Origin of the sequence: Flexivirga meconopsidis (genome assembly GCF_026162425.1) — a bacterium.
Classification (GTDB): Bacteria; Actinomycetota; Actinomycetes; order Actinomycetales; family Dermatophilaceae; genus Flexivirga; species Flexivirga meconopsidis.
This window is the reverse complement of the sequence record NZ_JAOBQJ010000003.1, coordinates 301808-327221: the sequence shown is the minus strand read 5'-3', so window position 1 is coordinate 327221 and position 25414 is coordinate 301808. Positions and strand designations below refer to the sequence as shown.

The window sequence follows — 25414 nt, the reverse complement described above, 5'->3', positions numbered from 1 at the left end:
GTATGCCGGAGGGCCACGTCACGCACCGCATCGCCGGTGAGCTGAACCGCGAATTCGGGCACCGCGCAGTGCATTCCACCAGCCCGCAGGGCAAGTTCACCGAGGCTGCGCTGCTCGACGGTCGCGAGTTGGAGGCTGCCGAGGCGTTCGGCAAGCACATGTTCCTGAGGTTCGCCGAGGTGCCCGATCAGGTGCACATCCACCTCGGATTGATTGGCAAGTTCTTCTTCTTTCCCGAAGCCGAGCCGCCGACCGAGAACGCCCGGTGGCGCCTGACGGCATACAGCCCGGACGTGACGATGGAGCTGCGCGGACCCAACGTCTGCCAGCTGCGCTCACCCGACGACATCGCAGAGATCATCAGCAAGCTCGGCCCCGACCCGCTGCGGGCCGACGCCGACCCCGAGGTCGCCTGGGCGCGGATCCACCGGTCCAGCACGCCGATCGCGGTGTTGATGATGGACCAGAAGATCTTTGCCGGGGTCGGCAACATCTACCGCGCCGAGACACTTTTTCGGCACCGCATCGACCCGATGATGTCCGGGAAGTACCTGCGCAGAAGCGAATTCGACGCTCTATGGGACGACCTGACCGAGCTGATGCCACTCGGCGTCCGCGACGGGCGGATCGACACCGTCTACCCCGAGCACACCCCAGAGGCGATGGGCCGTGATCCGCGAGTGGACAAACATGGTGGCGAGGTCTACGTCTATCGTCGCGCCGGCCTGCCGTGTCTGGTCTGTGGCACGACGGTGTCGGTGAAGGAGCTCGCCGGGCGAAACCTCTTCTGGTGCAAGCATTGTCAGCCGCGGTCCCGTCGTCGCAAGGTCATTCCCTGACCCGATCGAGCGCCTCGCTCGCCGGACACTCGACATCGGGTATGACGCCAGTCCCCTCCCAGTTGGTCCCGGTGACCGCATTCACCGAGCGCGCGACCGGCACCGTCGCCTCGAGCACGTCGGTCAGCCGGAAGACTTCCACCGGGTGGGCGCCTCCGCCGGTGACTTCGCCGAAGACCGTTGCCCTGCCTTGCGATTGCAGGTTGTAGGCAATCTCTTCGCAGCCGGAGAAGGTGGTCCCGCTGGTCAGCACGGCGACCGGCACATCGTCAGGCAACCGGCGTTGCGTCGGGTTGGTCCAGAACTGCTGCGCGCTCCCGTCGCGCTGCACGATGTCCTGCAGATGCACCGGCTCGGCACCGAGCAGGAAGCCACACAGGTAGGCCACCGACTCCGGCGTACCGCCACGACCTTCGCGCAGGTCGATCACCAGCCGCTCGACGCCGGCGAGCAGCCCGAACGCGGCGTCGAGATAGGGCTGAGCCATCGGCATCGGCGACAGGTACGGTGCCACCTCGAGCAGCCCAATGCCGTCTCCGAGGCGCGTAACACGCCAGACCCCACCGGCGTTCGCGATCGCCTCGCGACGGTAGAGGTCGCGATACGCCTCTTCGCCGAAGCTATCCATGGCTCCCTCCGGGCGATGCCGCACGCGCAGGTGCAGGTCCGAACTCAGCTCACGCAGCCGGGCCGTTGCTGTCTCGGCGAAACCGGCCGGATCCTGCGTTGGCATACCGTCCGGCTGGAAGGCGTCGGCTATCGCATTTCCGCGGTCGGCAAAGACATAGTTGTCGCGGACCGCGGTGCGCAGTTCGTCGATGATCCGGTCATCATTCGCTGCCATGCGCCAAGTCCAGCCGAACCGTTGACACGATGCCAACAACTCTTGACGCTTGATCGGGTGAAACTGCCCGAATGCCTGGTCGTCGACAGCCCGGCGCAGCGCCGCGCCCTCGAGCACCCACTCCGTCATCGGCTGTTACGCGCCCTGCCGGTCGAGGGCGCAACCATCAGCCAGCTCTCGAGGTTGGCAAAAACCAATAAGGGCAACGTTTCCCACCACCTGCGGGTGCTGCTGGATGCGGGCCTGGTCCAGCAGGGACCGACCCGCACCGTCCGCGGCGGCACCGAGCAGTACTTCCTGCCCGTTGCGCGGCGACTGGAGTTCACGCCCGGGGACGACGGCGCGGCGACACGCGCGATGTTGGCGACCATGGCCGAGGAGATCCCGCACGACAACAACCACCTGCTCAACAGCCGCCGGGTCCGGCTCACTCATGAGCAGGCCGAGCACCTCGCGGCGTATCTCGACCAACTCGTCGACGAGCTACCCGAAGCGCCGCCCGGCGCACCCGATTACGCAGTGCTCGTCGGCGTCTACCGCCGCGACTGATTCGTCATACCAAAGGAGTCCCGATGACCGATGCGCTACAGGACCTCATCGCAGCCAGCCACCTCGCCACGCTCGCGACAATCCGGCGGGACGGACGCCCGCAGCTGTCCAACGTGAGCTGTACCTACGACCCGGAGCGCGACCTGATCCGGGTCTCGATCACCGACGGACGGGCCAAAACCGCCAATCTGCGCCGCGACCCCCGGGCGACCTTGCTGGTCAACGGGAAGGGCGGCTGGTCCTACGCCGCCGTCGACGCCACGGCGACGCTGCTGCCCGTGGCGCAGACGCCCGACGACGCCAGCGTGGAGGAGCTCATCTCCATCTACCGCGCGGTGAACGGCGAACACCCCGACTGGGACGACTACCGCGCGGCGATGGTCGCCGACCGGCGCGTGCCGCTGCACCTGCACGTCGACCGCATCTACGGCTCCGCTCGCTGACGGCCAAGGCTCGCGTGCCGACGGCGCCGGGCGCCTCGATACCCTGGAGCGTCATACCGGCTAGAGCCTTGGAGCCCGCACACCCATGACGCCGACCCACGGCCTGTCGCTCACCACCTTCGACGGCGGCGCCGCCCTCTCACCCTTCCGCGCAGCAGCGCTGCTCACCCGGCTGCAGGCCGTCGCCCCGCAGATCACCGGCGTGTCGGGACGGTTCGTGCACCTGGTCGCCACCGACCAGCCGCTGGACGACCGCGCCGAGCAGCAGCTCGCCGAGCTGCTGACCTACGGCCCGGCATACCAGCCGGTCAGCGGCGACACCGAGACGATCGTCGTCAGCCCCCGCGTCGGCACCGTCTCCCCGTGGGCGTCCAAGGCGACCGACATCGCGCACAGCTGTGGCTTCGACATCCACCGGGTCGAGCGGGTCACCGAGTTCGCCCTGCAGACCGGGCCGCTCACCGACGATGAGCGCACTGCTGTTGCCGCACTCCTGCACGACCGTATGACGCAGAGCGTGCTCGACTCGCGCGAGCAGGCGACCACCCTTTTCGACGAGCCAGATGCCGGGCCGATGGAGCGCATCGACGTGCTCGGCGGCGGGCGCGACGCGCTCGAGAGTGCGAACGCCCAGCTCGGGCTCGCCCTGTCCGACGATGAGATCGACTACCTGGTCGACTCGTTCACCGGGCTGCAGCGCAACCCCAGCGACGTCGAGCTGATGATGTTCGCACAGGCCAACTCCGAGCACTGCCGGCACAAGATCTTCAACGCCGATTTCATCGTCGACGGGCAGCCGCAGACTGCGTCGCTGTTCGGGATGATCCGGCACACCGAGGAAGTGGCCGGTGCCGGCACGATCGTGGCCTACAAGGACAACGCGTCGATCATGCAGGGCGGCACGATCACCCGGTGGATCCCCGAATCCCCTGACGCACCAAGCAAGTACGTCGAACGCGCCGACGACGTGCACGTGCTGATGAAGGTCGAGACGCACAACCACCCGACGGCGATCTCACCCTTCGCGGGGGCGGCGACCGGTGCAGGCGGCGAGATCCGCGACGAGGGCGCGACCGGTCGTGGCTCACAGCCGAAGGCCGGACTGACCGGCTTCGTCGTCTCCAACCTGCACCTGCCGGACACCGAAGAGCCCTGGGAGATCGAGCGATACGGCGCACCGGAGCACATCGCCACCCCACTCGACATCATGCTCGACGGACCGATCGGTGCCGCCGCCTTCAACAACGAGTTCGGGCGGCCGGGGCTGGGCGGGTTCTTCCGGGTCTACGAGCAGACCGTCGACGGCATCCGCCGCGGCTACCACAAACCGATCATGAGCGCCGGCGGTCTCGGTGCGATCAGCGCGAGCCAGACCGAGAAGGTCCGGTTCCCAAGCGGGTCGCTCCTGGTGCAGCTCGGCGGTCCCGGCATGCGCATCGGCATGGGCGGCGGCGCCGCCTCGTCGATGGCGTCCGGTGACAATGCTGCCGACCTCGACTTCGACTCGGTGCAGCGCGGCAACCCGGAGATCGAACGCCGGGCGCAGGAGGTGATCAACCACTGCTGGTCGCTCGGCGAGAACAACCCGATCCTGGCGATCCACGACGTCGGCGCGGGTGGCCTGTCCAACGCCTTCCCCGAGCTTGTCGACGACGCCGGCCTCGGTGCGCGCTTCCACCTCGACGCGGTCCCGCTCGAGGAGCGCGGTCTCTCGCCGAAGGAGATCTGGTGCAACGAGTCGCAGGAGCGTTATGTGCTTGCGATTGCTCCGGATTCGCTCGAGGAATTCGCGCGGCTGGCCGAGCGTGAACGCTGCCCCTTCGCAGTGATCGGCACCGCGTCGGACGACGGCCTGCTGATCGTCGACGAGGCCGGCGTCTCGGACACCCCGATCGACATGCCGATGGAGGTGTTGCTCGGCAAACCGCCGCGGATGACCCGCGACGCGGCCCGCCTGCCGCATTCCAGCGACGCCCTCGACCTCGCCGACGTCGACCTGCGCGAGCTCGCCTACGCCGTCCTGCGGCACCCGACGGTGGCGAGCAAGCGCTTCCTGATCACGATCGCCGACCGCACGGTCGGTGGCCTCACGCACCGCGACCAGATGGTAGGCCCCTGGCAGGTGCCGGTCGCCGATGTGGCCGTAACCCTCTCCGACCTGAGCGGATTCGCCGGGCAGGCGATGACCTCCGGTGAGCGCACCCCGATCGCCGCCGTCGACGCCCCGGCCTCCGGTCGCATGGCCGTCGGTGAGTCGATCACCAACCTGATCGCGGCACCGATTGCCACGCTCGACGGGGTGAAGTTGTCGTGCAACTGGATGGCCGCAGCCGGTCGCCCTGGTGAGGACGCGGCGCTTTACGACACCGTGCACGCAGTCGCGATGGAGTTGTGCCCCGCCCTCGGCGTGAGCGTGCCGGTCGGTAAGGACAGCCTGTCGATGAGCACCCGCTGGGAGGCCGACGGCGACGCCCGCGAGGTCCGCTCCCCGGTCTCGCTCGTGGTGACTGCCTTCGCGTCGTTGCCAGACGTGCGTGGCACGCTGACGCCGCAACTGCACCCGGACGCCGACACCGAGCTGCTGCTCGTCGACCTCGGCGCCGGCAAACACCGCCTCGGCGGTTCGATCGCAGCCCAGGTTCACGGCGAATTCGGCGGCGCCCCAGCCGATCTGGACGACCCGGAGCGCTTGCTCGCGCTCGTCCGGCTCGTCGCGCGACTGCGGGCCGAGGGGCTGATCTGCGCATACCACGACCGTTCGGACGGCGGCCTCTGGGCGACCCTCGCCGAGCTGGCCTTCGCCGGCGGCTGCGGCGTCAGCGTCGACCTGCCATCGGTCGAGTCGCTGCTCACCGAGGAGCTCGGCGCCGTTCTGGAGGTGCCCCTCGCCCGGCGGGCTGACGTCGAGCAGGCGATCGAGGACGCCGGGCTCACCGAGCTCGCGCACTTCCTCGGCCGACCCACCACCGACGCGACCGTGACCGTCGCCATCGACGGCCAGGTCGCGCTCAGCGAGCCCACTCGCGACCTCGCACAGGCCTGGGACGAAGTGTCCTGGCGCATCAGCGCGCTCCGCGACAACCCGGAATGCGCGGACCAGGAGCACTCGTCGGTCGGCGCGCCGTCACCCGGGCTGAACGTGCGCCCCAGCTTCGACCCGACGGAGGACGTCGCCGCGCCCTACCTCAATCTGGGCGCGAAGCCCAGGGTCGCGATCCTGCGCGAGCAGGGCGTCAACTCCCACGTGGAGACCGCATTCGCCTTCCACCGCGCGGGTTTCGAGGCCGTCGACGTGCACATGACCGACCTGCAGGCCGGTCGCCACGACCTCACCGACGTCGCCGGCCTGGTCGCCTGCGGCGGCTTCTCCTACGGCGACACGCTCGGCGCCGGTGAGGGGTGGGCCCGCTCGGTGTTGTTCAACGAGCGGCTGCGGGACGTCTTCGGCGGTTTCTTCCACCGGCCGGACACCTTCGGTCTCGGCATCTGCAACGGCTGTCAGATGTTCGCCGCACTCGCCGAGCTCATCCCCGGCACCGACGCGTGGCCGCGCTTCACCCGCAACCTGTCCGAGCAGTACGAAGCACGCCTCAGCCAGGTCGAAGTGCTCGACTCACCCTCACTCTTCTTCTCCGGTATGACGGGGAGTCTGCTGCCGATCGCGGTCGCGCACGGCGAGGGACGGGCGGACTTCTCCGTCCGCGGCAACCTCGAAACTGTGCACCGGGCAATGCGTTTCGTCGATGCCTCCGGTGCTCCAGCGTCTACCTACCCGGCCAATCCGAACGGTTCCCCCGACGGTCTGACCGCGGTCACCACGCCCGATGGTCGGTTCACCGCGATGATGCCGCACCCGGAGCGGGTGCAGCGCAACATCCAGGTGTCCTGGACAGACGGTCCGGCCCAGGACCCGAGCCCGTGGCTGCGGATGTTCCGCAACGCGCGCGCCCACGTCGACTAGCTCACATCGGGCGCACGCGGCGCCATCGCTCGCTACGCTGCTTCGGGTGTCTATCCAGCACCCCGAGCAGCCCAGCAGCACTGCAGTGCCGTCGATCTCCGCCCGCCTGGACCGGCTCCCGGTCACCCGCCTCCACTGGGTGGCGACGGGAGTCATCGGACTCGGGTTGTTCTTCGACGCCTATGAGAACTTCCTGGCCGGCACCATCTCGGTGGTGCTGAAGAACCAGTTCGACCTCGGAGGCGACCAGCTCAAGTGGCTGCTGGCGTCGGCGTTCATCGGCCAGTTCCTCGGCGCGATCCTGATGGGCCGCTTCGCCGACCGGGTCGGCCGGCGCTCGGCCTTCATGGTCAATCTGCTTTTCTACTCGACGTTTTCGCTGCTCGGCGCGTTCAGCCCCAACGCCACGTTCCTGGTCGTCACCCGCTTCTTCGCCGGCATCGGCATCGGCGCCGAATACGCACTTGGCGACTCCTACCTGTCCGACATCCTGCCGAAGAACGCCCGCGGTCGGCTCATCTCCTGGGCCTATACGGTCTCGTTCCTCGGGGTGCCGGCGGTCGGTTTCCTCGCCCGGTGGCTGACTCCGTTGCAACCCTTGGGCATCGACGGCTGGCGCTACCTGTTCGTGATCGGCTCGATCGGATCGGTCGTCGTCTGGTTCGTCCGTCGCGGCCTGCCGGAGTCGCCACGCTGGCTGGAGACCCAGGGTCGCACCGAGGAGGCCGACGCGATCACGACCCGCTTCGAGCAGCAGGCGATCGCGGAGGGTCATCAGCTGACTGAGCCGGATCCGACCCTGAAACCCCCTCGCGCACAGCAGATCTCGATCCGGTCGCTGTTCCGGCCGCCCTACACCAAGCGCAGCGTGATGCTCTGGCTGATGTCGGCCCTCGAGGTCTTCGGCTACTACGGTTTCGGCACGGTCGCACCCCTCGCACTGGTCGCCAAGGGCTACAGCGTCACCAGTTCCCTGCTGTTCGTGGCCCTGTCCTACCTCGGTTACCCGCTCGGCTCGATCCTGGCGGTGCCGATCGTGGAGCGCGTCGAGCGCAAGGTGCTGGTGGTCTCCACCGCCGGTCTCATGGCGGCGTTCGGTCTCTGGTTCGGGCTCGCCGACGGCCGCACGCAGATCATCCTGGCCGGCTTCCTCTACAGCGTGGCGTCCAACCTCTTCTCCAACGCCTACCACGTCTACCTCGCCGACTCCTACCCGACGGCGATCCGCGGCACCGCTGCGGGCATTGCGTATTCGCTGTCGAAGCTGGTCACGGCGTTCCTGCCGTTCATCCTGCTGCCGGTGCTCGATGGCCACGGCAGCGGCCCGGTGTTCGCCGTCGTCGCAGCCGCAATGGTGCTGCTGATGATCGAGGTGAGCGTCCTCGGCCACCGCAGCACCGGCCGCTCAGCGGACGCCGTCTGATCAGGCCTCGAAGGTGCTCCCGGTGATCGTCTCGTAGGCCTCGACATACTTCGCCCGGGTGCGCTCGACAACGTCGTCGGGCAGCGCCGGCGGCTCCTCTCCGGAGGCGCGGTCCCAGCCACTGGCCGGCGAGGTGAGCCAGTCACGCACGAATTGCTTGTCGTATGACGCCTGCCGGCGCCCGGGCTGCCAGTCCGCCGCTGGCCAGAAGCGTGAGGAGTCGGGGGTCAGCACCTCGTCAGCCAGCACCAGCTCGCCGTCCGGGCGCACGCCGTACTCCACCTTCGTGTCGGCGATCAGCACCCCCTTCGGCGCGGCAATCTCGTTGGCCCGCACCAGGATCCGCACGGTGAGATCGCGCAGCTGAGCAGCCCGGTCGGCTCCGACCGCGGCCTCGACGTCGGCATACGGCATCGGCTCGTCGTGCTCTCCCATCGGCGCCTTCGTCGACGGCGTGAAGACCGGCGGGTCGATCCGCGAGCCGTCCACGAGTCCGGCCGGCAGCTTCAGCCCGGAAACGGTTCCGTCCGCTTCATATTCGGCCAGTCCGTTGCCGGTGAGGTAGGCGCGAGCCACGCACTCGACCGGCACCATGTCGAGCCGCTCGACCAGCACCGCGCGACCGGCGACCGCCGCCGGCACATCGGTGGTGATCACCTGATTGGGCACCAACGGCGCGAGCTGCTCGAACCACCACAGCGACAGCTGGGTCAGCACCTTGCCCTTGTCCGGGATCGGGGTGCGGAGCACGAAGTCGTAGGCGGACATCCGGTCGGAGGCGACCAGCAGCACCTGGTCGTCACGGGGTGCTCCGGCGGCGTCCAGCGGGGCGTAGAGATCGCGCACCTTGCCGGAGTAGACGTGGGCGAAACCGGGCAGTTCGATCGGGCTCGTCATGCGGCCAGTGTTCCAGCAGCAACGCAACAGCACCCCTTGGGGTGAAGCGCTATCGGTGTCGTATTGTCCATAATTGTCAGGAACATTCGCCCCCAAGAGTGAGGAGTGGACGACATGGGTCTCAAGGACAACCTGAGCAACATGGCCGAGGAAGCCAAGGGCAAGGCGCAGGAGGCCGTCGGCAAGGCGACCGGCAACGAGCAGAAGCAGGCCGAGGGTGAGGCCACTCAGTCCAACGCCAACTTCAAGCAGGCCGGCGAAAACCTCAAGGACGGCGACGTCAAGGGTGCCTTCAACGACACCAAGGACGGCCTGAGCTGACCCTCTTTCGAGGTCACTGCCTTAGCAAAGCGGCTGGCTCCCCACACCGGGGAGCCAGCCGCTTTGCCGTTCTCGTGCACGCAGCCTCAGGGCACGGCGACGCCGCCCTCGGCGGCGGCCTGCGCAATGTCGCGGCGATGCTGCGAGCCGCGCAGCCCGATCCCGTCCACCAATCCGTATGCCGCAGCTCGCGCCGCAGCCAGGTCGACGCCGACGCCCACTGCCGACAGCACCCGGCCGCCGGCGGAGACGAGCGTCCCGTCGGCGTCGCGGGCCGTGCCCGCGTGCAACACATAACGATCGTCCGCCGTCTCGGGCACGCCGGTGATCTCGTCGCCGGTGCGGGGAGTCTGCGGATAGCCCTCGCTCGCCACGACGACCGTGACCGCGGAGTCGTCCCGCCATACGAGTGGGGGCTGCTGGTCCAGTTCGCCGGAGGCCGCGGCGTGCAGCAGCGCACCCAGCGGGGTCTGCAACCGGGCCAGCACGACCTGCGTCTCCGGGTCACCGAAGCGCGCGTTGAACTCGATCACCCGCGGCCCCGCACTCGTCAGCGCCAGCCCGACGTAGAGGACCCCCGCGAAAGGCGTTCCGCGGCGGCGCATTTCGTCGATCGTCGGCTGTGCGATGCGACGCACCACCTCGTCGACCAGGCCCTCGGGCGCCCAGGGCAACGGCGAATAGGCACCCATGCCACCGGTGTTCGGCCCCTCGTCACCGTCTCCGATGCGTTTGAAGTCCTGCGACGGCGCCAGCGGCACGATCACCTCGCCGTCGGTGACGCAGAAGATCGACACCTCCGGCCCGTCGAGGTATTCCTCGACAACCACGCTCCCACCCGATGCAAAACACGAAAGCGCGTGTTTCATTGCCTCGTCTACGGATTCGGTGACCACAACACCCTTACCGGCGGCAAGCCCGTCATCCTTCACGACGTATGGCGCGCCGGTGGCGTCCAACGCCTCACGCGCCTCGTCCGGATCGGTCGCGACGTAGCTGCGGGCAGTCGGCACATCGGCGGCCGCCATCACGTCCTTGGCAAAGGCCTTGCTGCCCTCCAACTGCGCCGCCTGCCCGGATGGCCCGAAGGCGGTGAAGCCCGCCTCGCGCAGTGCGTCGGAAACACCGGCGACCAGCGGCGCCTCCGGCCCGACGATCACCAGGTCGGCGGCGAACCCGCGCGCGACCTCAACGACCGCCGCACGATCGCTGACGTCCCCGAGCGGCAGGCACTCGGCCTCGGCGGCGATCCCCGGGTTGCCGGGCGCCGCCGCCACGGCCGTGACGGACGAATCGGCGAGCAGGCCGTGGACAATTGCGTGTTCCCGGGCTCCGGACCCGATCACGAGTGCTCTCACGAGCATGGAGCCTACGGGGCATGCGGGAGAGAAGTTGAGGGTGGATCCCTCCCGAAAGTCAGGGGGGAGGTCTCTCGGGAGGGACCCACCACGAGCGATGGGGTCGGCCGGAGGGGGACTCGGCGACACTGCCACGCTCGCACGACCCAGCTGGGTCGTTGAATCAACTATGACATGTCCAGCTGGGTTGTTGTTAATCCGGCGGTGTCGGACTAGCGTCTTTGTCGGAAACCCGCCAAGCCGGCATGGGAATCGGGGGTTCGCCATACGGTTTCTGACACCGAGAACCGATTGGAAGCCAACGTGCCGCACCGCAACCGGAGACGGACAGCCACCGCTGATGCCACCTCCATCAACGCCAATGACGACGAGACGGCGTCGCTCTATCTGGCTCTACTCCAAAGCTCCCACCCGACCGCGGAAGGCCTTCGTTCGCAAGGATTTCCGCAGGATCAGCTCGACGAGCAGCTACCCATCCTGATGCAACGCGGGATGATCCAGGCGGTGGACGAGGAGAGTTGGTATGTCGTGCCGCCCGAGGTAGCGATGCCGGCCTACGCGGCTGCCTTGGAGGACCGTGCGCGACTCGTGCGAGCCACGACACAGGCGATGTCGCGGGTCTATGTACGCACCCAATCCGAGCGGCGACTCAATCCAGATGTCGGCATTCTGCCGCTGACGTCACTGGTCGAGGTGACCCAGGCGCTGCATCAGGTGACGTCGACCGCGCAATCCTGGGTGCTGTCCAGTCGCACCGACTCCCCGCTCAGCCGCTACCTTCTCGACGCTCCGCGTGCCATCTCGACCACACCGTTCCTGAACAGCCAGGGCGAGCCACTGCACGTCCGGCTCGACATCGATCCGGCGCTGATGACCGACGACAACGCCAGCGAGATCATGCACGCGCGGGCGTCGGCCGGCGACGAGATCCGGCTCACCGCGGGGATGCCATTCACCGGGGCCGTCAATGACCGCGGCCTGGCGATGATCGACCTGAAAGACCGCGGCGGCACGCCCGTCGGCGTCTTGATGAACTTCGCCAACGGTGGCGACGTGGTGCGCGACTGCCTGGAGTTCGCCTGGCGGCTCGGCGTCCCGTGGCGACCGGCCGACGACCCTGCCTCCGAGCGAGACATGCTGGATTCGCGAGACCGGCGCATTCTGCGGCTGATGGCCAACGGCGTCTCGGATGCGGCCATCTCCCGGCAGATCGGCATTTCCTCGCGCACCGTCGAGCGGCGGGTGCGGGTGATCATGGACCGGGTGAACGCCACCACGCGTTTTCAGGCAGGCGTGCTGGCCGCCCGGCAAGGACTCATCTGAGCAAGCTCGGCCGAGTGGCGGACATCACCGAACCCGTGTTGCCCCCGCCGACTAGACTTTGGCGTTCGCTTGCACCCTGACCGGTGCACCGGTCGTCAACGCCGGGTAGGGCACAAGCGAGCAGTGCCGACCCTTTTCAGCTTGGGGGATCCATTGAGCGTTACCAGTGACCGCGCCGGCGCACCTGCCGTGCCGCCTGCTGTCGTCGCGGAGATCGCGGCCGAGCAGGGGTATGTCGACAAGGTCTACGCCGAGTTGGCCAAGGCGGGCGACCGGGCGGCACTCGTCGAAGCGGAGGGGCTGGCACGAGGACGCACCGACCGCACCGGCGAGGCGCGGGAGGAGGAGATCACCGGCCTCTTCGAGCGCGACGCTCTGGTCTTCAACGCGGGGCGCCGACGGCAGGCGCTCGAAACACAATATGAAGGGCTGGTTTTCGGCCGGCTCGACCTAGAGCACGACAAGCCCGCCGCTGACGGCAGCACCGCCGAGGTGCGCTACATCGGCCGCATCGGCGTGCGTGACGACGAGTACGAGCCGCTGGTCATCGACTGGCGAGCGCCCGCCGCCTCGCCGTTCTACCGGGCCACCCCCGTCCACCCCGACGGCGTGGTCCGGCGCCGGGTCCTGCGCTGCCGCGACTCCACGGTGCTCGGCGTCGAGGACGACCTGATGGTGCCCGAGGCACCCGAGGGCATGGTCGTGGTCGGCGACGGCGCGTTGATGGCGGCCTTGACCCGCTCCCGCGGCGGCCAGATGCGTGACATCGTCGCCACCATCCAGGCCCACCAGGACGAGGCGATCCGGGCCTCCAGCCGCGGCGTCACCGAGATCACCGGCGGCCCGGGCACCGGCAAGACCGTGGTCGCGCTGCACCGCGCGGCCTACCTGCTCTACTCCGACCGCCGCCGTTACGAATCCGGCGGCATCCTGGTCGTCGGACCGTCCGCGGCCTACACGGCATACATCGAGCGGGTGCTGCCGTCCCTCGGCGAAGACAGCGTGACGCTGCGCTCGCTCGGTGACCTGGTCGACGGTATGACGGCAACGCGTCTCGACACCCCGGCCGCCGCAGAGATCAAGGGGTCGCTGCGGATCCGGCGGGTGCTGTCCCGGGCAGCGCGGGATCTGCCGCCCGAGGCACCGACGCAATTCCGCGCGATGGTCGCGGGTCACCCGATCCGGATCGACGCCCCGCAGTTGCGCCAGCTCCGTCGCCAGGTGCTGCGTCACCACCAGCACAACGCTGCCACCGAGGCGGCAACCGCAGCGCTCGCCGACGCCGCTTGGGCACAGGTGCGAAGCGGCGAGAAGGGCGAGAAGTCGGAATTCGTCGACCGGTTCACCGACCACCTCGAGGTCGAGGCGTTCATGCGCGACTGGTGGCGCCCGATCGACCCGCGCGAGGTGCTGCTCTGGTTCACCGACGAGGAACGGGTGCGTCACTACACCGACGGCATCCTTGCCGCCGCGGAGCGTGACGAGTTGCGTCGGTCGATGCAGGTCGCGCTCGACGAGGGCAGCTGGTCGGTCGCCGACGTGGCGATGGTCGACGACCTGACCGCCCGACTCGGCGTCATACCCGAGCAGCCCCGCGAGGAACGCGGCTTCTACGAGATCGAGGAGCTCGACGACCTCGGCGTGGCCGAGTTGCAACCGGCACAGCGGATTCCGGCAGTCGAGGTCGGTTACGAGGTGACGCCGACGGATCGACGCGAGCGCCTGCTCGCCGGCCGGATCGGCCGGTCCGACGAATACGCGCACGTCCTGGTCGACGAGGCGCAGGATCTGTCTCCCATGCAATGGCGGTCGCTCGGCCGGCGCGGCCGCTACGCGTCGTGGACGGTCGTCGGCGACGCAGCGCAGAGCTCGTGGCCGCTGCCCGCGGAGTCGGTGGCCGCCCGTGACGAAGCGTTCGGCAGCAAGCCACGCCAGCTGTTCCACATGGACACCAACTACCGCAACGCACGTGAGATCTTCGACTACGCGGCCGAGCTGATCCGTCGCTCCGTCCCGGACGCCGACATCCCGCAGGCGGTGCGCGAGACCGGCGTGCGGCCGATCGAACTCACCGCGACCACAGGCACGCTGCGCGACACCGTGCTCGGTGCGGCCAAGAGTCTGCTCGACGAGGTCGACGGTTCGATCGCGGTGATCACCCCCGACAGCCACCGCGACCTGCTCGCTGACGTGCCGCGGGTCGCGCCCGGCCGGGTGGTGCTCGCCGACCCCATGTCCACCAAGGGGCTGGAGCACGACGCGACGGTCGTGGTCGACCCCGACGCGATCGTCGCCGAGTCCCCCGGTGGGGTCCGGGTGCTGTATGTCGCCCTCACCCGCGCCGCGCACCGGATGACTGTCGTCGAGGTCGACCGCGCATGAGCACCCCACGAAGTTCCTCCCCCGCTTCGCTCCGCCGGACACTTCGCGAGGACCCCGCATGAGCACCGACGAGACTCTTGCGGCATACCGGCGGTCGATCGACAACATCGACGCCGCACTGATCCACATGCTCGCCGAGCGATTCCGCATCACCCAGGCGGTCGGCGAATACAAGGCCACGCACGAGCTGCCGCCCGCCGATCCGGCCCGTGAGGACCGGCAGATCGAGCGGCTACGAGGGTTGGCGACCGAGTCCGGCCTGGACCCGGAGTTCAGCGAGAAGTTCCTGCGCTTCGTGATCGACGAAGTGATCCACCATCACGAGCGGATCCGGGAGTCGGCCGGCGAGTAGTCCGGACCCAGCCGGCTCAGCTCTCGTCGACCTGGTGGTCGGCGTGGAAGAGACCTTCGGTGAGCAACGGGCGGGTGTGCTCGCCGCGCAGGCGGTAAACCACCCGGCGGCCCTCCCGGGTGCCCACGACGAGCCCGGCCAGTCGCAGCTTCGCCAGGTGCTGGCTGGCCACGGTCGGTCGACAACCGGCGATGTCGGCAAGCGTCGCGACATCGAGCTCTTCGTCCCGCAGCGCCCACAGGATCCGCACCCGGGTGGCGTCGGCCAACAGCCCGAATGTGGTGACAGCGGCCTCGACCTGGCCGTCGGAGAGTTCGTCTCCATGCCGGTCGGATTCAGCGCGTGCGGAGTTGGTTGGCGGCATACATCGTGATTATAGTGGTTTTCGATATATGCGCAGTTGCGCAGATATCGATAATGAAAACGAGCATCACTTCCGGGAGGCCGGCGAATGAGCGAGCGCGCACCGCTGTGCACAGGGTCCAAGGAAGGCGGCCACACCGCCACCCAAGGGCACGACGACCACAAGGGTCACGCGCACGGCAGCGGGGGGCACACGCACGGCGTGAGCTCGAACGCCGACCGGCGCTATTTGTGGGGCGCGTTGGCGCTGCTCGGGTCGTTCATGGTGGCCGAGATCGTCGTCGCGTTCGTCTCCGGCTCGCTGGCCCTGCTGTCCGACGCGGGGCACATGCTGAGCGATGTCGGCGCGATCGGCGCCGCCCTCTGGGCGATGCACCTGTCGGCCAAGCCGGCACGCGGCAGCTGGACCTTCGGCTGGAAGCGCGCCGAGATCCTGTCCGCCGCGGGCAACGGGATCACTCTGCTGGTGGTCTCCGGCATCGTGGCGTTCGAGGCGATTCGCCGACTGATCAACCCGCCCGAGGTCGAGGGTGGCGCGGTGCTGATCGTCGCGCTCGTCGGCGTCGCGGTCAACATCGGCGCCGCCTGGCTCATTGCCCGTGCCAACCGCACCAGCCTCAACGTCGAAGGCGCCTACCAGCACATCCTGACCGACCTCTACGGCTTCATCGGCACCGTGGTCGCGGGCATCGTCATACTCCTCACCGGGTGGACACGCGCGGACCCGATCGCGTCCCTGATCGTCGTCGGCCTGATGCTGTATGCCGCCTGGGGTCTGCTGCGCGAAAGCGGCCGGGTGTTGCTGGAGGGCGCACCCAAGGACGTCGACCTCGACGACCTGCAGCAGCACCTGCTCGACACCGACAACGTGCGGTCGGTCCACGACCTGCACGTCTGGACCGTCACCTCCGACCTGCCTGCGGTGTCCGCGCACGTGGTCGTGGCCGACGACTGCTTCACCGACGGCAACGCCCCGCAGGTGCTCGACAAGCTGCAGGCCTGCCTGCACGGTCATTTCGATCTGGAGCACTCGACCTTCCAGCTCGAGCCGGCCGGCCACGCCGCGCACGAGTCCGGCACGCACTGAGCTACCCCTCCCCCTCTGTCCCCTCGCCGCCGCCCCCGCCGAGGTAGCACTCCCGGTCGCCAACACGCCGTCATAACGACCGCAAGTGCTACCTCGCGGCCGGCCGACGACTCCCCCGTGGATGACGTCAGCGCGAGCAGGTCGACTCCGAGCAGACTTCCGGCATGTCCCGCCGTGCCGCCCCGCTCCCACCCGAGCTCGGGGCCGCCTTCACGTATGACGCGGCCCGCGCACGCGGCCTGACACCCGGCCGGCTGCGTCACCGCGGGCTGGTCATCCCGACGCGCGGGCTTCGCCTGACCGACGAGACGCGAGCACTGCGCGAGCGCGCCGCGGCATACCCGCTTCTCTTCCCGACCGGCCGAGTCGCCTTCTCCCACGCGACCGCCGCCCAACTCCTCGACCTTCCGGCTCCGCGCGACGAGCGCCTGCACGTCACGCTGCCCCGCAGCGTGTTCGTGCGACGGCGCGGGGTCGTGATGCACCACGGCCTGGACTCCCGGGAGATCCGTCGGACCGGCGATCTTCCGGTCACCTCGGTGCTGACGACCTGGCTGGACCTCGCGCCGAAGCTGCCGGTCGACGACCTCGTCATCCTCGGGGATGCGATCGTGCAGCGAGCGCCCGAGCTGCTCCCGGGCTTCGCCAAACTCGTCGACGACTCCGCTGGCCGGGGCGGCATAAGCGCCGCCCGTGAGGCCGCCCGGTTGATCCGCCCCGGAGTGCTGTCACCCCAGGAAACGTTGTGGCGCTTGCGTTTTCGGCAAGCGGGCTTCCCCGCCCCCGAACTCAACGCCGACGTGCACGACCACCACGGATTCTTGCTCGGGATGGGCGATTTCGTATGGCGGGAGCAACGCGTCGTCGCCGAGTATGACGGCGACTACCACTTCACCGTCGACCAACGCCGGCTCGATCAGACGCGCCGCCGGGCGATGCGCGCGGCCGACTGGGCTGTGCTGGAGCTCAACGGCGCCGACAATCGCAATCCCGAGCCGGCCATGCGGGCCCTCGCCCGTGCGCTGCGCCTGCCGGGAAGCTGACTCCTCGCCGAGGTAGCACTCCCGGTCGCTATCGGGCCGTCATAACGACCGCGAGTGCTACCTCGCGGGGTCGGCCACCCACCCCGGGGTGCCGCGCTCAGCCGCCGAGCAGCGCGCGGGTGCGGTCGGCACCGACGGCGAGCAGCAGAGTCGGCAGCCGCGGGCCGGTGTCCTTGTCGACCAGGAGGTTGTAGAGCAGCTTGAAGAACTGCCGCTGAGCGGCAGCGAGCTCCTTATCGCCCTTCACGATCTGATCGGCGGCGAGACCGCGCTGCACCTTCGGCACGCCGTAGACCTGGTGGGTGAGGCCGTCGAGCGACCACGCGTCGTCCAGCCGCGGCAGGTCGGATCCGTTGCCGTCCAACAGGATTCGCAAGGCTTGTCGCTCGTCGTCGGAGAGCGCGGCGAGCCGCCCGGTGTCCGGCGCGACACGCACGACGGTGCGGTCCTCGTCGGCCATCTGCGTGCGCACCCAGTGCTCGACGCAGGTCAGCCGCGGCCGCAGCTCGTCCAGGGAGGTCACCGGGTTGTCGGCGTCGAGCGCGCTCACGATGCGCAGCGTCTGCTCCTCGTCACCGGTGGTGATGTCGACGATCGAGGCGAGCGTGCGGTAGGACACCGGCCGGGGCGTCGCGGGCAGCGGACCCTGCGCGACCGAGGCCGCGCGGGTGTATGCCGCGACGTCGCCGGGCTGACCGGCGCCGCTTGCGACCTTGCCGGCGAGGGAGTCCCACTCGTCATACATGCGCTGGATCTCGGCGTCGAAGGCGACGTTGAACGCCTGGGACGGCTTGCGCCGCGCGTAGAGCCAGCGCAGCAGCTGCGGCTCCATGATCTGCAGGGCGTCCGCGGGGGTCGGCACGCCGCCGCGCGAGGACGACATCTTGGCCATGCCCTTGATGCCGACGAAGGCGTACATCGGGCCGATCGGGCGCTCCCAGCCGAACATCGGCGCCAGCTCCTTGCCGACGACGTATGACGAACCCGGCGACTGGTGGTCCACGCCCGACGGCTCGAAGATGACCTTCTCGTAGGCCCAGCGCATCGGCCAGTCGACCTTCCAGACCAGCTTGCCGTGCCGGAAGTCGCGCAGCACCACGGTCTCGCTGTGCCCGCACCGGCAGGTGTACGTCATCTCGGTGGTTGCGTCGTCATACGCGGTGACGGTCGTGAAGTCGGTGCCGCACACCGTGCAATAGGGCTTGTAGGGGTAGTAACCGGTCGAGCCGGAGCCGTCGGCCTCGGCGGCGGCGCCTGAGCCCTCCTCAGCCTCCGCAGCGGCGGCGGCCTCCTCCTCGGACAGCTTCTGTTGCTTGGCCTTCTTCGGGCCGAGCGTGCGGTATTGGTCAAGGACCTTGTCGATCTCCGCACGCTGCGACATCGCGAAGAGGATCTGCTCGGTGTAGGCGCCTGCGGCATACATCTGCGTCTGGCTGATGCCGCGGTAGGTGATGCCGAGCTCGGCCAGGCTCTGCTCCAGCTGCAGCCGGAAGTGCTCGGCCCAGCTCGACGCGGTCGAACCCTCGGGCGGCGGCACCTCGGTCAGCGGCTTGCCGATGTGCTGCTCCCAATCGGCAGTGACCCCAGGCACGTTCGGGACCTTGCGGAAGCGGTCGTAGTCGTCCCAGCTGATGATGTGCTCGACCTCGACGCCACGGCGGCGCACCTCGTCGGCCACCAGGTGCGGTGTCATCACCTCGCGCAGGTTGCCGAGGTGGATCGGGCCGGAGGGCGAGATGCCCGACGCGCAGACGACCTTGGTGTCCTTGGCCTTCGCGTCGGCGATCACTTCGTCGGCGAGTCGGGACACCCAGTCGTCAAGCTGCTGCTCAGTCACGACCGGCAATTCTACGGGTCGCAGCGGTTCAGAAGAGTTGGACCACCAGCAGCACGATCATCGCAGCGATCAGAAGCAGCCCGACCCAGGCGATGACCCGGTGACTGCGCCGATCGGAGCGCAACGAGTTCGCGAAGTCGAGCCCGGGCGCGGTTTCCGGACGCAGGCCCATGCGCTCGGCGTCCGGCGGCAGCTTCGGACCGACGTCAACCGGCTGCTCCGGCTCGTCCTCACGCTTCGTCATCGCCCGCTCCCCTCGCTCAGCTGACCTGGATCGCCCAATCGAGCAGGAACAACCCCAGGAACAGGGCGGGTATGGCGCCCACCATCAAACACCCGGCCTGCGCCGAACGGCCCTGGCGTTGCTGGCCTTCCGGCATCGCTGCCGCGACCTTGCGCAGGCGCCACCAGGTGACGGCGGCAGCGATGGCGGCGCTCAGCACGACGATCGCGAGCACCCACAGGGTGATCCGGAAACCGAGCGGCGGGGTCTTCCCGCTCACCGTGCGGGCGGCGAGACCGGCGAGCACCACCTCAGTCGCCCAGCAGGTCGTGCCGGACGATGACCTCGGAGCGGCCGGGGCCGACACCGATCACCGAGATGCGTGCGCCGATGCGTTCCTCGACGAACTCGACGTAACGGCGCGCGTTTTCGGGCAGCTCCTCGTAGGTGCGGCAGTGCGAAATGTCCTCGAACCAGCCGGGCAGCTCCTCATAGATCGGCTTCGCGTGGTGGAAGTCGGTCTGGTTGACCGGCATCTCGTCGTGACGCGCGCCGTCCACGTCATACGCCACGCAGACTGGGACCGTCTCCAGTCCGGAGAGCACGTCGAGCTTGGTGAGCACGAAGTCGGTGATGCCGTTGATCCGGAACGCGTAGCGGCCGATGACCGTGTCGACCCACCCGCAGCGCCTTGGGCGGCCGGTGGTCACGCCATACTCGGCGCCGGTCTTGCGCAGGAATTCGCCTGCGTCATCGAGCAATTCGGTCGGGAAGGGGCCCTCGCCGACGCGCGTCGTGTAGGCCTTGAAGATGCCGATGACCCGGTCGATGCGGGTGGGTGGGATGCCCGCGCCGGTGCACGCGCCGGCGGAGATCGCGTTGGACGACGTCACATAGGGGTAGGTGCCGTGGTCGACGTCGAGCAGCGTCGCCTGGCCGGCCTCGCACAGCACGACCTTGCCCTCGTCGAGCGCGTCCGAGATCTCCAGCGAGGTGTCGGTGACCATCGGCCGCAGCCGCTCGGCATACTGCAGCAGCTCCTCGGTCACCTCCTCGACCGGCATCTCGCGCCGGTTGTAGAGCTTGACCAGGATCTGGTTCTTCACCTCGAGCGCGGCCGCGACCTTCTGCCGCAGGATCGACTCATCGAAGATGTCCTGCACGCGAATGCCGGCGCGGTTCATCTTGTCGGCGTAGGTCGGGCCGATGCCGCGGCCGGTGGTGCCGATCTTGCGCGAGCCGAGGAAGCGCTCGACGGTCTTGTCCAGCACCCGGTTGTATGACGGGATCACGTGCGCGTTGGCACTCACGCGCAGGGCAGAGGTGTCGATCCCGCGCTCCTCCAGGCCGTCGATCTCCTCAAAGAGCACCCCCAGATCGACCACGACGCCGTTGCCGATCACCGGGGTGACGCCCGGGGAGAGGATGCCGCTCGGCAGCAGGTGCAGCGCGTATTTCTCGCGGCTGCCGTCGGGCTGCTCGATCACGACCGTGTGGCCGGCGTTGTTGCCGCCGTTGAACTTCACGACGTAGTCGATGCGGTCGCCGAGCAGGTCGGTCGCCTTGCCCTTGCCTTCGTCGCCCCATTGGGCACCGACGAGCACGATCGCTGGCATGTGGTGCTGCCCCTTTAGCTGAGTGGTGTTGAGAGCAGTGCCTCAGGCTACCCGGCGCCGCGGGCCGCCCTTACGGCGCGACCGCGTGCGCCTGTCCGGGGCCGACGAGCTTCTTGACCGTGCGGCCGTCGTGGAAGTCGCCGATCGCCCGCATCTGCCAGGTTTCCGGACCGGTACGACGCAGCAGCGCCATCAACACACCGGTCGCCGGCTGCGATGCGGACAGGTCGAAACGCACGAGTTCCTCGCCGGTGTTTCCGTCGACCAGCCGGCAGAACGCGCGCTGGATGTCGGTGAACTTCTGCCCGCTGAACGAGTTGATGGTGAACAGCAGCGAGGTCACCTGCGGCGGGATGCGCAGCAGGTCAACCTTGATCTGCTCGTCGTCGCCGTCGCCGGCTCCGGTCAGGTTGTCGCCGGTGTGCAGGATCGCGCCACCGAACTCCTTCTTGTGCATGAACCAGACGATCTCGAGCTTTTTGCCGCCCTGGTCGTAGGCAATCACCGACGCGTCGAGGTCGATGTTCTTGCGGCCCGGCGCCGGGTCCCAACCAAGGCCCATCACCACGTTGGACAGCGGCGGCGCGGCCGACTTCACCAGGTCGACCCGGGCGCCCTTGCTGAGGTTGACCCGGCCCTTGTCGAGGTTGACCACACCTGCGGCCTGCTGGGCTGGTGCACCGGCGGGCGGTCCGGCCGGGGGTCCGGCTGGCGGCTGCATCTGTGCCGGGGGCACCTGCTGCGGAGGCGGAGGCGGCTGTGGGGGCGCCTGCTGCGGCATACCCTGCGGCGGGTTGCCGAACTGCGGTGCGGCGGACGCCTCAAACTGCGGCGCGCCGAAGTCCGGCGCGGCCGGAGCGGCGGGCGGAGGGGGCGCCTGCTGCGGCGGCGGGGCAGTCGGGGCTGCCTCCGGGTCGGGCGGAGCCGGTGGTGCGGCGCTGTCGTCACTCTCGACCGAGATGCCGAAATCCGTTGCCAATCCAGCCAGTCCGGAGCTGTACCCCTGACCGATGGCGCGCAGCTTCCACTGTCCGTTTCGCTGGTAGAGCTCCCCGCTGACAAACGCCGTCTCGGCCGCTGCCTCCATCGGGAACGTCGCGATCTCAGCCCCGGTCGCCGCGTCGGTGGCGACCAGGGTCAGCCCCGGCACCTGCCCGAAGGTGCCTCCGTCGGCGGAGGCCGCGAGCACGACGCGCTCGACGTCTGCCGGCAACGCAGCGACGTCGACCTGCAACGAGTCCTCGCCCGGTGTCTTGCCGGTATGCCGCACCGCGCCGCTCGCGTGCTGCGGTTGGTTGTAGAAGATGAAGTCGTCGTCGGACCCGACCCTGCCGCCGGCTCGCAGGAGCAACGCGGACGCGTCGACGTCCGGCACCCCCGGGCCGGGACTCCAGTGCAGGGTCACCCGCACGTTTGCAGTGGGCAGAGCGGTGTTCGCACCCTTGCTGAGCTGCGTCATACGATCATCCTCACATGCGACCGGCTCGCGCTGAAGGAGATCAGTCCGACTGGCGGCGCTCGGCGATCCGCAGCGCCAGCTGGAAACGGGTGGCCACGTCGTGGTCGGTCATCAGCGCCGCGATGCGTCGGCGCACGGTGCGCAGCGAGATGCCCATCGCACGCGCGATCGCCTCGTCGGTGAGCCCCTGCCGCATCCAGTCGACCAGCGCCTGCGAGGTGTCCGCAGTCGCGTCCATCGGTGTCGCGGCCGCCCACAGACGGTCGAAGAGTGCAACGAACGCCGCGACGACCATGGGATCGCGCAACACGACGGAATCACCGTCGGTGCGGCCCCAGTCAGTCGAGCCGAGCGCGACCTCATCGCCGAAACACACGAAATCCGAAGGCAATTGGCCCGCAACGCGCTGTTGCTCCCCCAAGGCCGCCCAATCGGACAGCCACGTCCCGTCGCCCTCGAGCGCGCTCGGCAGATAGAGCGTGCGCTGCTCGCGCCCGGACTCCAGCTGCTGACGCACCGTCGGGTAGTCCTCGACCGAGCGGTCCGGCACCGTCGACAGCGTCTGCCGCACCACACCGACGGTCGAGGCCATCAGGTGCTCGTGCACCGACACCAGCACCGCCCGGTCGACGCGCTCGCGCACCGGCTGGTCGACCGCCGAGATCTCTTGTCCGACACGGTGATCGGTCACGAAGCTGTCGATCGCGTCGCGCACCCGGGCGAGGTCCTGCCGCCGGGTCGCCAGGCGCGCCTCCTCGGCGCTCACCACCCGCTCGAGAGCGGCCCGCGGATGGTCGGCGACGACCTCGCCGAGGTCGGTGACCCGCACCAGCCGCCGGGCGCGCAACTGCTCGATCGCATGCTCGGCCTCGTAGTCGGTCCAGCCCAGCTGCGCCACGTGCGCGGCGAGGGTCAATCCCGGGGCACGCAGCACGTGGCGGTAGAGCTGTTCGCCCTGCGGTCCGACACCGAGCACTCCGAGGCGACCGTCCATGCCGGCCAGCCTAGAGCGCCACTGACGGCGCGGGGGTCTGCTACTCGTCGGCGCCGACGCCGCGCGCCAGGTTGCTGCGGTGCCGCGCGTAGACGAAGTAGATGACCATCCCGATCGCCATCCAGACGATCAGCCGGATCCAGGTGCCGACCGGCAGGTTGATCATCAGGTAGAGGCTGGTGATCACCGCGAGGATCGGTATGACGGGCACCCACGGCACCCGGAACGACCGGGGCAGGTCAGGCTGACTCTTGCGCAGCACGATCACCGCGACCGAGACGAGACAGAACGCCGAGAGCGTGCCGATGTTGGTCGCCTCGCCGAGCACCTGCAGCGGCAGGAACGCGGCGAGCGCGGCCACCACCACGGCGGTGATGATCGTGATCCGGTAGGGCGTCTTGAATTTCGGGTGCACGGTCGAGAACGACTTCGGCAGCAGGCCATCGCGGGCCATCGCGAAGAACACCCGCGACTGCCCGTACATCAGGATCAACACCGTCGAGGTCAGGCCGGCCAGGGCACCGATCGAGATCACCGTCGACGCCCAGCCGACACCCACCTGATCGAAGGCGTAGGCGAGTGGGGCGCCGTTGGTGTTGGAGTCGGTCAGCTTGTCGTAGGGCACCATGCCGGTCACCACGAGGCTGGTCAGGATGTAGAGCACGGTGCAGACCGCCAAGGAGGCAAAGATGCCGATCGGCAGGTCGCGCTGCGGGCGCTTGGTCTCCTCGGCCGCGGTCGCGACGATGTCGAAGCCGATGAACGCGAAGAACACCAGGCTGGCGCCGAAGAAGATGCCCGGCACCCCGAAGGAACTCGTCGGCTGCCCGAGCAGCACCTGGATGAGCGGCGCCTGGTCGAAGCCGGAGGCGGAGTCGCCGGGCTTGCTATCGGGGATGAAGGGGGACCAGTTGGACTTGGTGACGTAGAAGAAGCCGACCAGGATCACGATCATGATCACGGTCAGCTTGATCGCCACGACGATCACATTGGTCCGTGAACTCTCCCGCACGCCGAGCACGAGGATCGCCGCGACGATGCCAACGATGGCCACAGCGGGCAGGTTGAAGACGGCATCCTCGCCGGCGATCGACGACGGCAGATCGATGCCGACGTCGGCGAGCAGACTGGTCAGGTAGCCCGACCACCCCTTGGCCACGGTCGCGGCACCGAACGCGAACTCCAGGATCAGGTCCCACCCGATCACCCAGGCGAACAACTCACCGAGCGAGGTGTAAGAGAAGGTGTATGCCGAGCCGGCCACCGGCACGGCGGAAGCAAATTCGGCATAACACAGCGCAGCCAGGCCACAGACGACGGCGGCCACCACGAAGGACAACGGCACCGCCGGGCCGGCCTTCTCCGCGGCCGCGGTGCCGGTCAGCACGAAAATGCCCGTGCCGACGATGACCCCGACCCCGAAGATGGTCAGCTGGAGCGGACCCATCTCCTTCTTGAGGCCGTGCTCACCCTCGGTGTCCCGGATCGCCTGTTGCACGGACTTCTTGCGCAGCAGTGAGGACTGCGCCTTGCCGGTCGTCTGTCCCATCCGGTCAGGGTATTCCCAGGAAACGCCTTCCGGCTGGATTTGCGAGCAGACGATCAGCGACGAACCCCATTGCATTTGTTAGCAATTGAAAGAAATCCGCCCCCGCAAGCAGGGACGGATCTCTTGGTGGCCCGAAGGGAGCTACAGGCCGAGCTCGCGGGCGCCGGTGGCCGATGAGTCGCGCAGGAAGTCGGCAGTGCGCCGCTGCTCGTCGGTCTCGCCGATCGCATCGGCCGCCTTGGACAGCGCCGCGAGCGCACGCAGGAAGCCGCGGTTGGGCTCGTGCTCCCAGGGCACCGGCCCCTGGCCGCGCCAACCCGACTTGCGCAGCGCGTCGAGCCCGCGGTGGTAGCCGGTGCGCGCGAACGCGTAGGCCTCGATCACGTCGCCGTCGGCGAGCGCGTCCTCGGCGAGCGTCGCCCAGGCGAGCGACGAGCTCGGGTTGGTGCGGGCGACGTCGCGCGGGTCGACACCCTGCTCGAGGGCCGCACTCGCAGGGTCGACGGGCAGTTTCGTCTCGGGTATGCCGAGGAGGTTGTCGCTCATGACGT

Annotated in this window: 23 protein-coding genes; 11 read left to right on the top strand and 12 right to left on the bottom strand. The window is 68.7% G+C overall.

Translation table 11 applies throughout. From position 1 onward, the window contains the following. The first annotated feature begins 2 nt into the window (after positions 1–2). On the top strand, positions 3–839 hold the full coding sequence (locus N2M23_RS11295) for an Fpg/Nei family DNA glycosylase (protein ID WP_265445590.1): 837 nt from the start codon (positions 3–5) through the stop codon (positions 837–839). Here the strand turns inward: N2M23_RS11295 and N2M23_RS11290 are convergent. Then, complete coding sequence (locus tag N2M23_RS11290; protein ID WP_265445589.1) at positions 829–1683, bottom strand: S41 family peptidase; 855 nt, start codon at positions 1681–1683, stop codon at positions 829–831. The two genes, N2M23_RS11295 and N2M23_RS11290, sit on opposite strands and share 11 nt — an antisense overlap. A 57-nt stretch (positions 1684–1740) precedes the next feature. Between N2M23_RS11290 and N2M23_RS11285 the strand changes: the two genes are divergently transcribed. The 4 genes from N2M23_RS11285 to N2M23_RS11270 all read left to right on the top strand — a co-directional run bounded on the left by N2M23_RS11285 (position 1741) and on the right by N2M23_RS11270 (position 8059). Continuing rightward, positions 1741–2232: a winged helix-turn-helix domain-containing protein gene (locus N2M23_RS11285; RefSeq protein ID WP_265445588.1), complete on the top strand. Its 492-nt coding sequence runs from the start codon at positions 1741–1743 to the stop codon at positions 2230–2232. A 23-nt stretch (positions 2233–2255) separates the two neighbouring features. Beyond that, positions 2256–2675 (top strand): PPOX class F420-dependent oxidoreductase, encoded by a 420-nt coding sequence (locus N2M23_RS11280; protein WP_265445586.1) that lies wholly within the window; start codon positions 2256–2258, stop codon positions 2673–2675. An 85-nt stretch (positions 2676–2760) separates the two neighbouring features. Beyond that, a complete protein-coding gene (gene purL / locus N2M23_RS11275) occupies positions 2761–6636 on the top strand; it encodes a phosphoribosylformylglycinamidine synthase (RefSeq protein WP_265445584.1) in 3876 nt (1291 codons plus the stop codon). 46 nt (positions 6637–6682) lie between these two features. Further along, a complete protein-coding gene (locus N2M23_RS11270) occupies positions 6683–8059 on the top strand; it encodes an MFS transporter (RefSeq protein WP_265445582.1) in 1377 nt (458 codons plus the stop codon). On the opposite strand, the gene N2M23_RS11265 is transcribed toward N2M23_RS11270, so the two are convergent. Beyond that, a complete protein-coding gene (locus N2M23_RS11265; RefSeq protein ID WP_265445580.1) occupies positions 8060–8956 on the bottom strand; it encodes a phosphoribosylaminoimidazolesuccinocarboxamide synthase in 897 nt (298 codons plus the stop codon). 114 nt (positions 8957–9070) lie between these two features. On the opposite strand from N2M23_RS11265, the gene N2M23_RS11260 reads away from it, so the two are divergent. Next, the gene (locus N2M23_RS11260) at positions 9071–9277 is read left to right on the top strand and encodes a CsbD family protein (protein ID WP_265445578.1); all 207 of its coding nucleotides are present in this window, start codon (positions 9071–9073) and stop codon (positions 9275–9277) included. Positions 9278–9363: 86 nt separating this feature from the next. Here the strand turns inward: N2M23_RS11260 and purD are convergent, their stop codons facing one another. Continuing rightward, positions 9364–10635: a phosphoribosylamine--glycine ligase gene (gene purD / locus N2M23_RS11255; RefSeq protein ID WP_265445577.1), complete on the bottom strand. Its 1272-nt coding sequence runs from the start codon at positions 10633–10635 to the stop codon at positions 9364–9366. Positions 10636–10938: 303 nt separating this feature from the next. Between purD and N2M23_RS20990 the strand changes: the two genes are divergently transcribed. The 3 genes from N2M23_RS20990 (at position 10939) to N2M23_RS11240 (ending at position 14692) form a co-directional block, all read left to right on the top strand. Further along, entirely contained in the window at positions 10939–11958 is a 1020-nt protein-coding gene (locus N2M23_RS20990) for a helix-turn-helix transcriptional regulator (protein ID WP_265445576.1), read from the top strand. A 141-nt stretch (positions 11959–12099) separates the two neighbouring features. Continuing rightward, positions 12100–14340, top strand: a complete 2241-nt coding sequence (locus N2M23_RS11245; protein ID WP_279672152.1) for a HelD family protein — start codon at positions 12100–12102, stop codon at positions 14338–14340. A 58-nt stretch (positions 14341–14398) separates the two neighbouring features. Then, on the top strand, positions 14399–14692 hold the full coding sequence (locus N2M23_RS11240; RefSeq protein WP_265445575.1) for a chorismate mutase: 294 nt from the start codon (positions 14399–14401) through the stop codon (positions 14690–14692). 16 nt (positions 14693–14708) lie between these two features. Here N2M23_RS11240 and N2M23_RS11235 read toward each other — a convergent pair whose 3' ends face one another. Then, positions 14709–15056 carry an ArsR/SmtB family transcription factor gene (locus N2M23_RS11235; RefSeq protein ID WP_265445573.1) on the bottom strand — a complete coding sequence of 116 codons (348 nt, stop codon included), beginning with the start codon at positions 15054–15056 and terminating at the stop codon, positions 14709–14711. Between the two features lie 87 nt (positions 15057–15143). On the opposite strand from N2M23_RS11235, the gene N2M23_RS11230 reads away from it, so the two are divergent. Further along, a complete protein-coding gene (locus tag N2M23_RS11230) occupies positions 15144–16142 on the top strand; it encodes a cation diffusion facilitator family transporter (RefSeq protein WP_265445572.1) in 999 nt (332 codons plus the stop codon). A gap of 164 nt (positions 16143–16306) precedes the next feature. Then, positions 16307–17185, top strand: coding sequence for a PDDEXK family nuclease (locus N2M23_RS11225; RefSeq protein WP_265445570.1), 879 nt, complete (start codon positions 16307–16309; stop codon positions 17183–17185). A 97-nt stretch (positions 17186–17282) separates the two neighbouring features. Here N2M23_RS11225 and lysS read toward each other — a convergent pair whose 3' ends face one another. The 8 genes from lysS to N2M23_RS11185 all read right to left on the bottom strand — a co-directional run bounded on the left by lysS (position 17283) and on the right by N2M23_RS11185 (position 25409). Continuing rightward, positions 17283–19022 carry a lysine--tRNA ligase gene (gene lysS / locus N2M23_RS11220; protein ID WP_265445569.1) on the bottom strand — a complete coding sequence of 580 codons (1740 nt, stop codon included), beginning with the start codon at positions 19020–19022 and terminating at the stop codon, positions 17283–17285. A 28-nt stretch (positions 19023–19050) separates the two neighbouring features. Then, entirely contained in the window at positions 19051–19266 is a 216-nt protein-coding gene (locus N2M23_RS11215; RefSeq protein WP_265445568.1) for a hypothetical protein, read from the bottom strand. A 16-nt stretch (positions 19267–19282) separates the two neighbouring features. After that, positions 19283–19555 (bottom strand): hypothetical protein, encoded by a 273-nt coding sequence (locus N2M23_RS11210; RefSeq protein WP_265445567.1) that lies wholly within the window; start codon positions 19553–19555, stop codon positions 19283–19285. A gap of 1 nt (position 19556) precedes the next feature. Further along, positions 19557–20861, bottom strand: coding sequence for an adenylosuccinate synthase (locus N2M23_RS11205; RefSeq protein ID WP_265445566.1), 1305 nt, complete (start codon positions 20859–20861; stop codon positions 19557–19559). A gap of 70 nt (positions 20862–20931) precedes the next feature. Then, positions 20932–22320, bottom strand: coding sequence for a TerD family protein (locus N2M23_RS11200; RefSeq protein WP_265445564.1), 1389 nt, complete (start codon positions 22318–22320; stop codon positions 20932–20934). Between the two features lie 40 nt (positions 22321–22360). Beyond that, a complete protein-coding gene (locus N2M23_RS11195) occupies positions 22361–23314 on the bottom strand; it encodes a helix-turn-helix domain-containing protein (protein ID WP_265445562.1) in 954 nt (317 codons plus the stop codon). Positions 23315–23354: 40 nt separating this feature from the next. Further along, the gene (locus N2M23_RS11190) at positions 23355–24863 is read right to left on the bottom strand and encodes an amino acid permease (protein ID WP_265445560.1); all 1509 of its coding nucleotides are present in this window, start codon (positions 24861–24863) and stop codon (positions 23355–23357) included. A 141-nt stretch (positions 24864–25004) separates the two neighbouring features. Next, on the bottom strand, positions 25005–25409 hold the full coding sequence (locus tag N2M23_RS11185) for a DUF3151 domain-containing protein (RefSeq protein ID WP_265445559.1): 405 nt from the start codon (positions 25407–25409) through the stop codon (positions 25005–25007). Between the last annotated feature and the right edge of the window lie 5 nt (positions 25410–25414).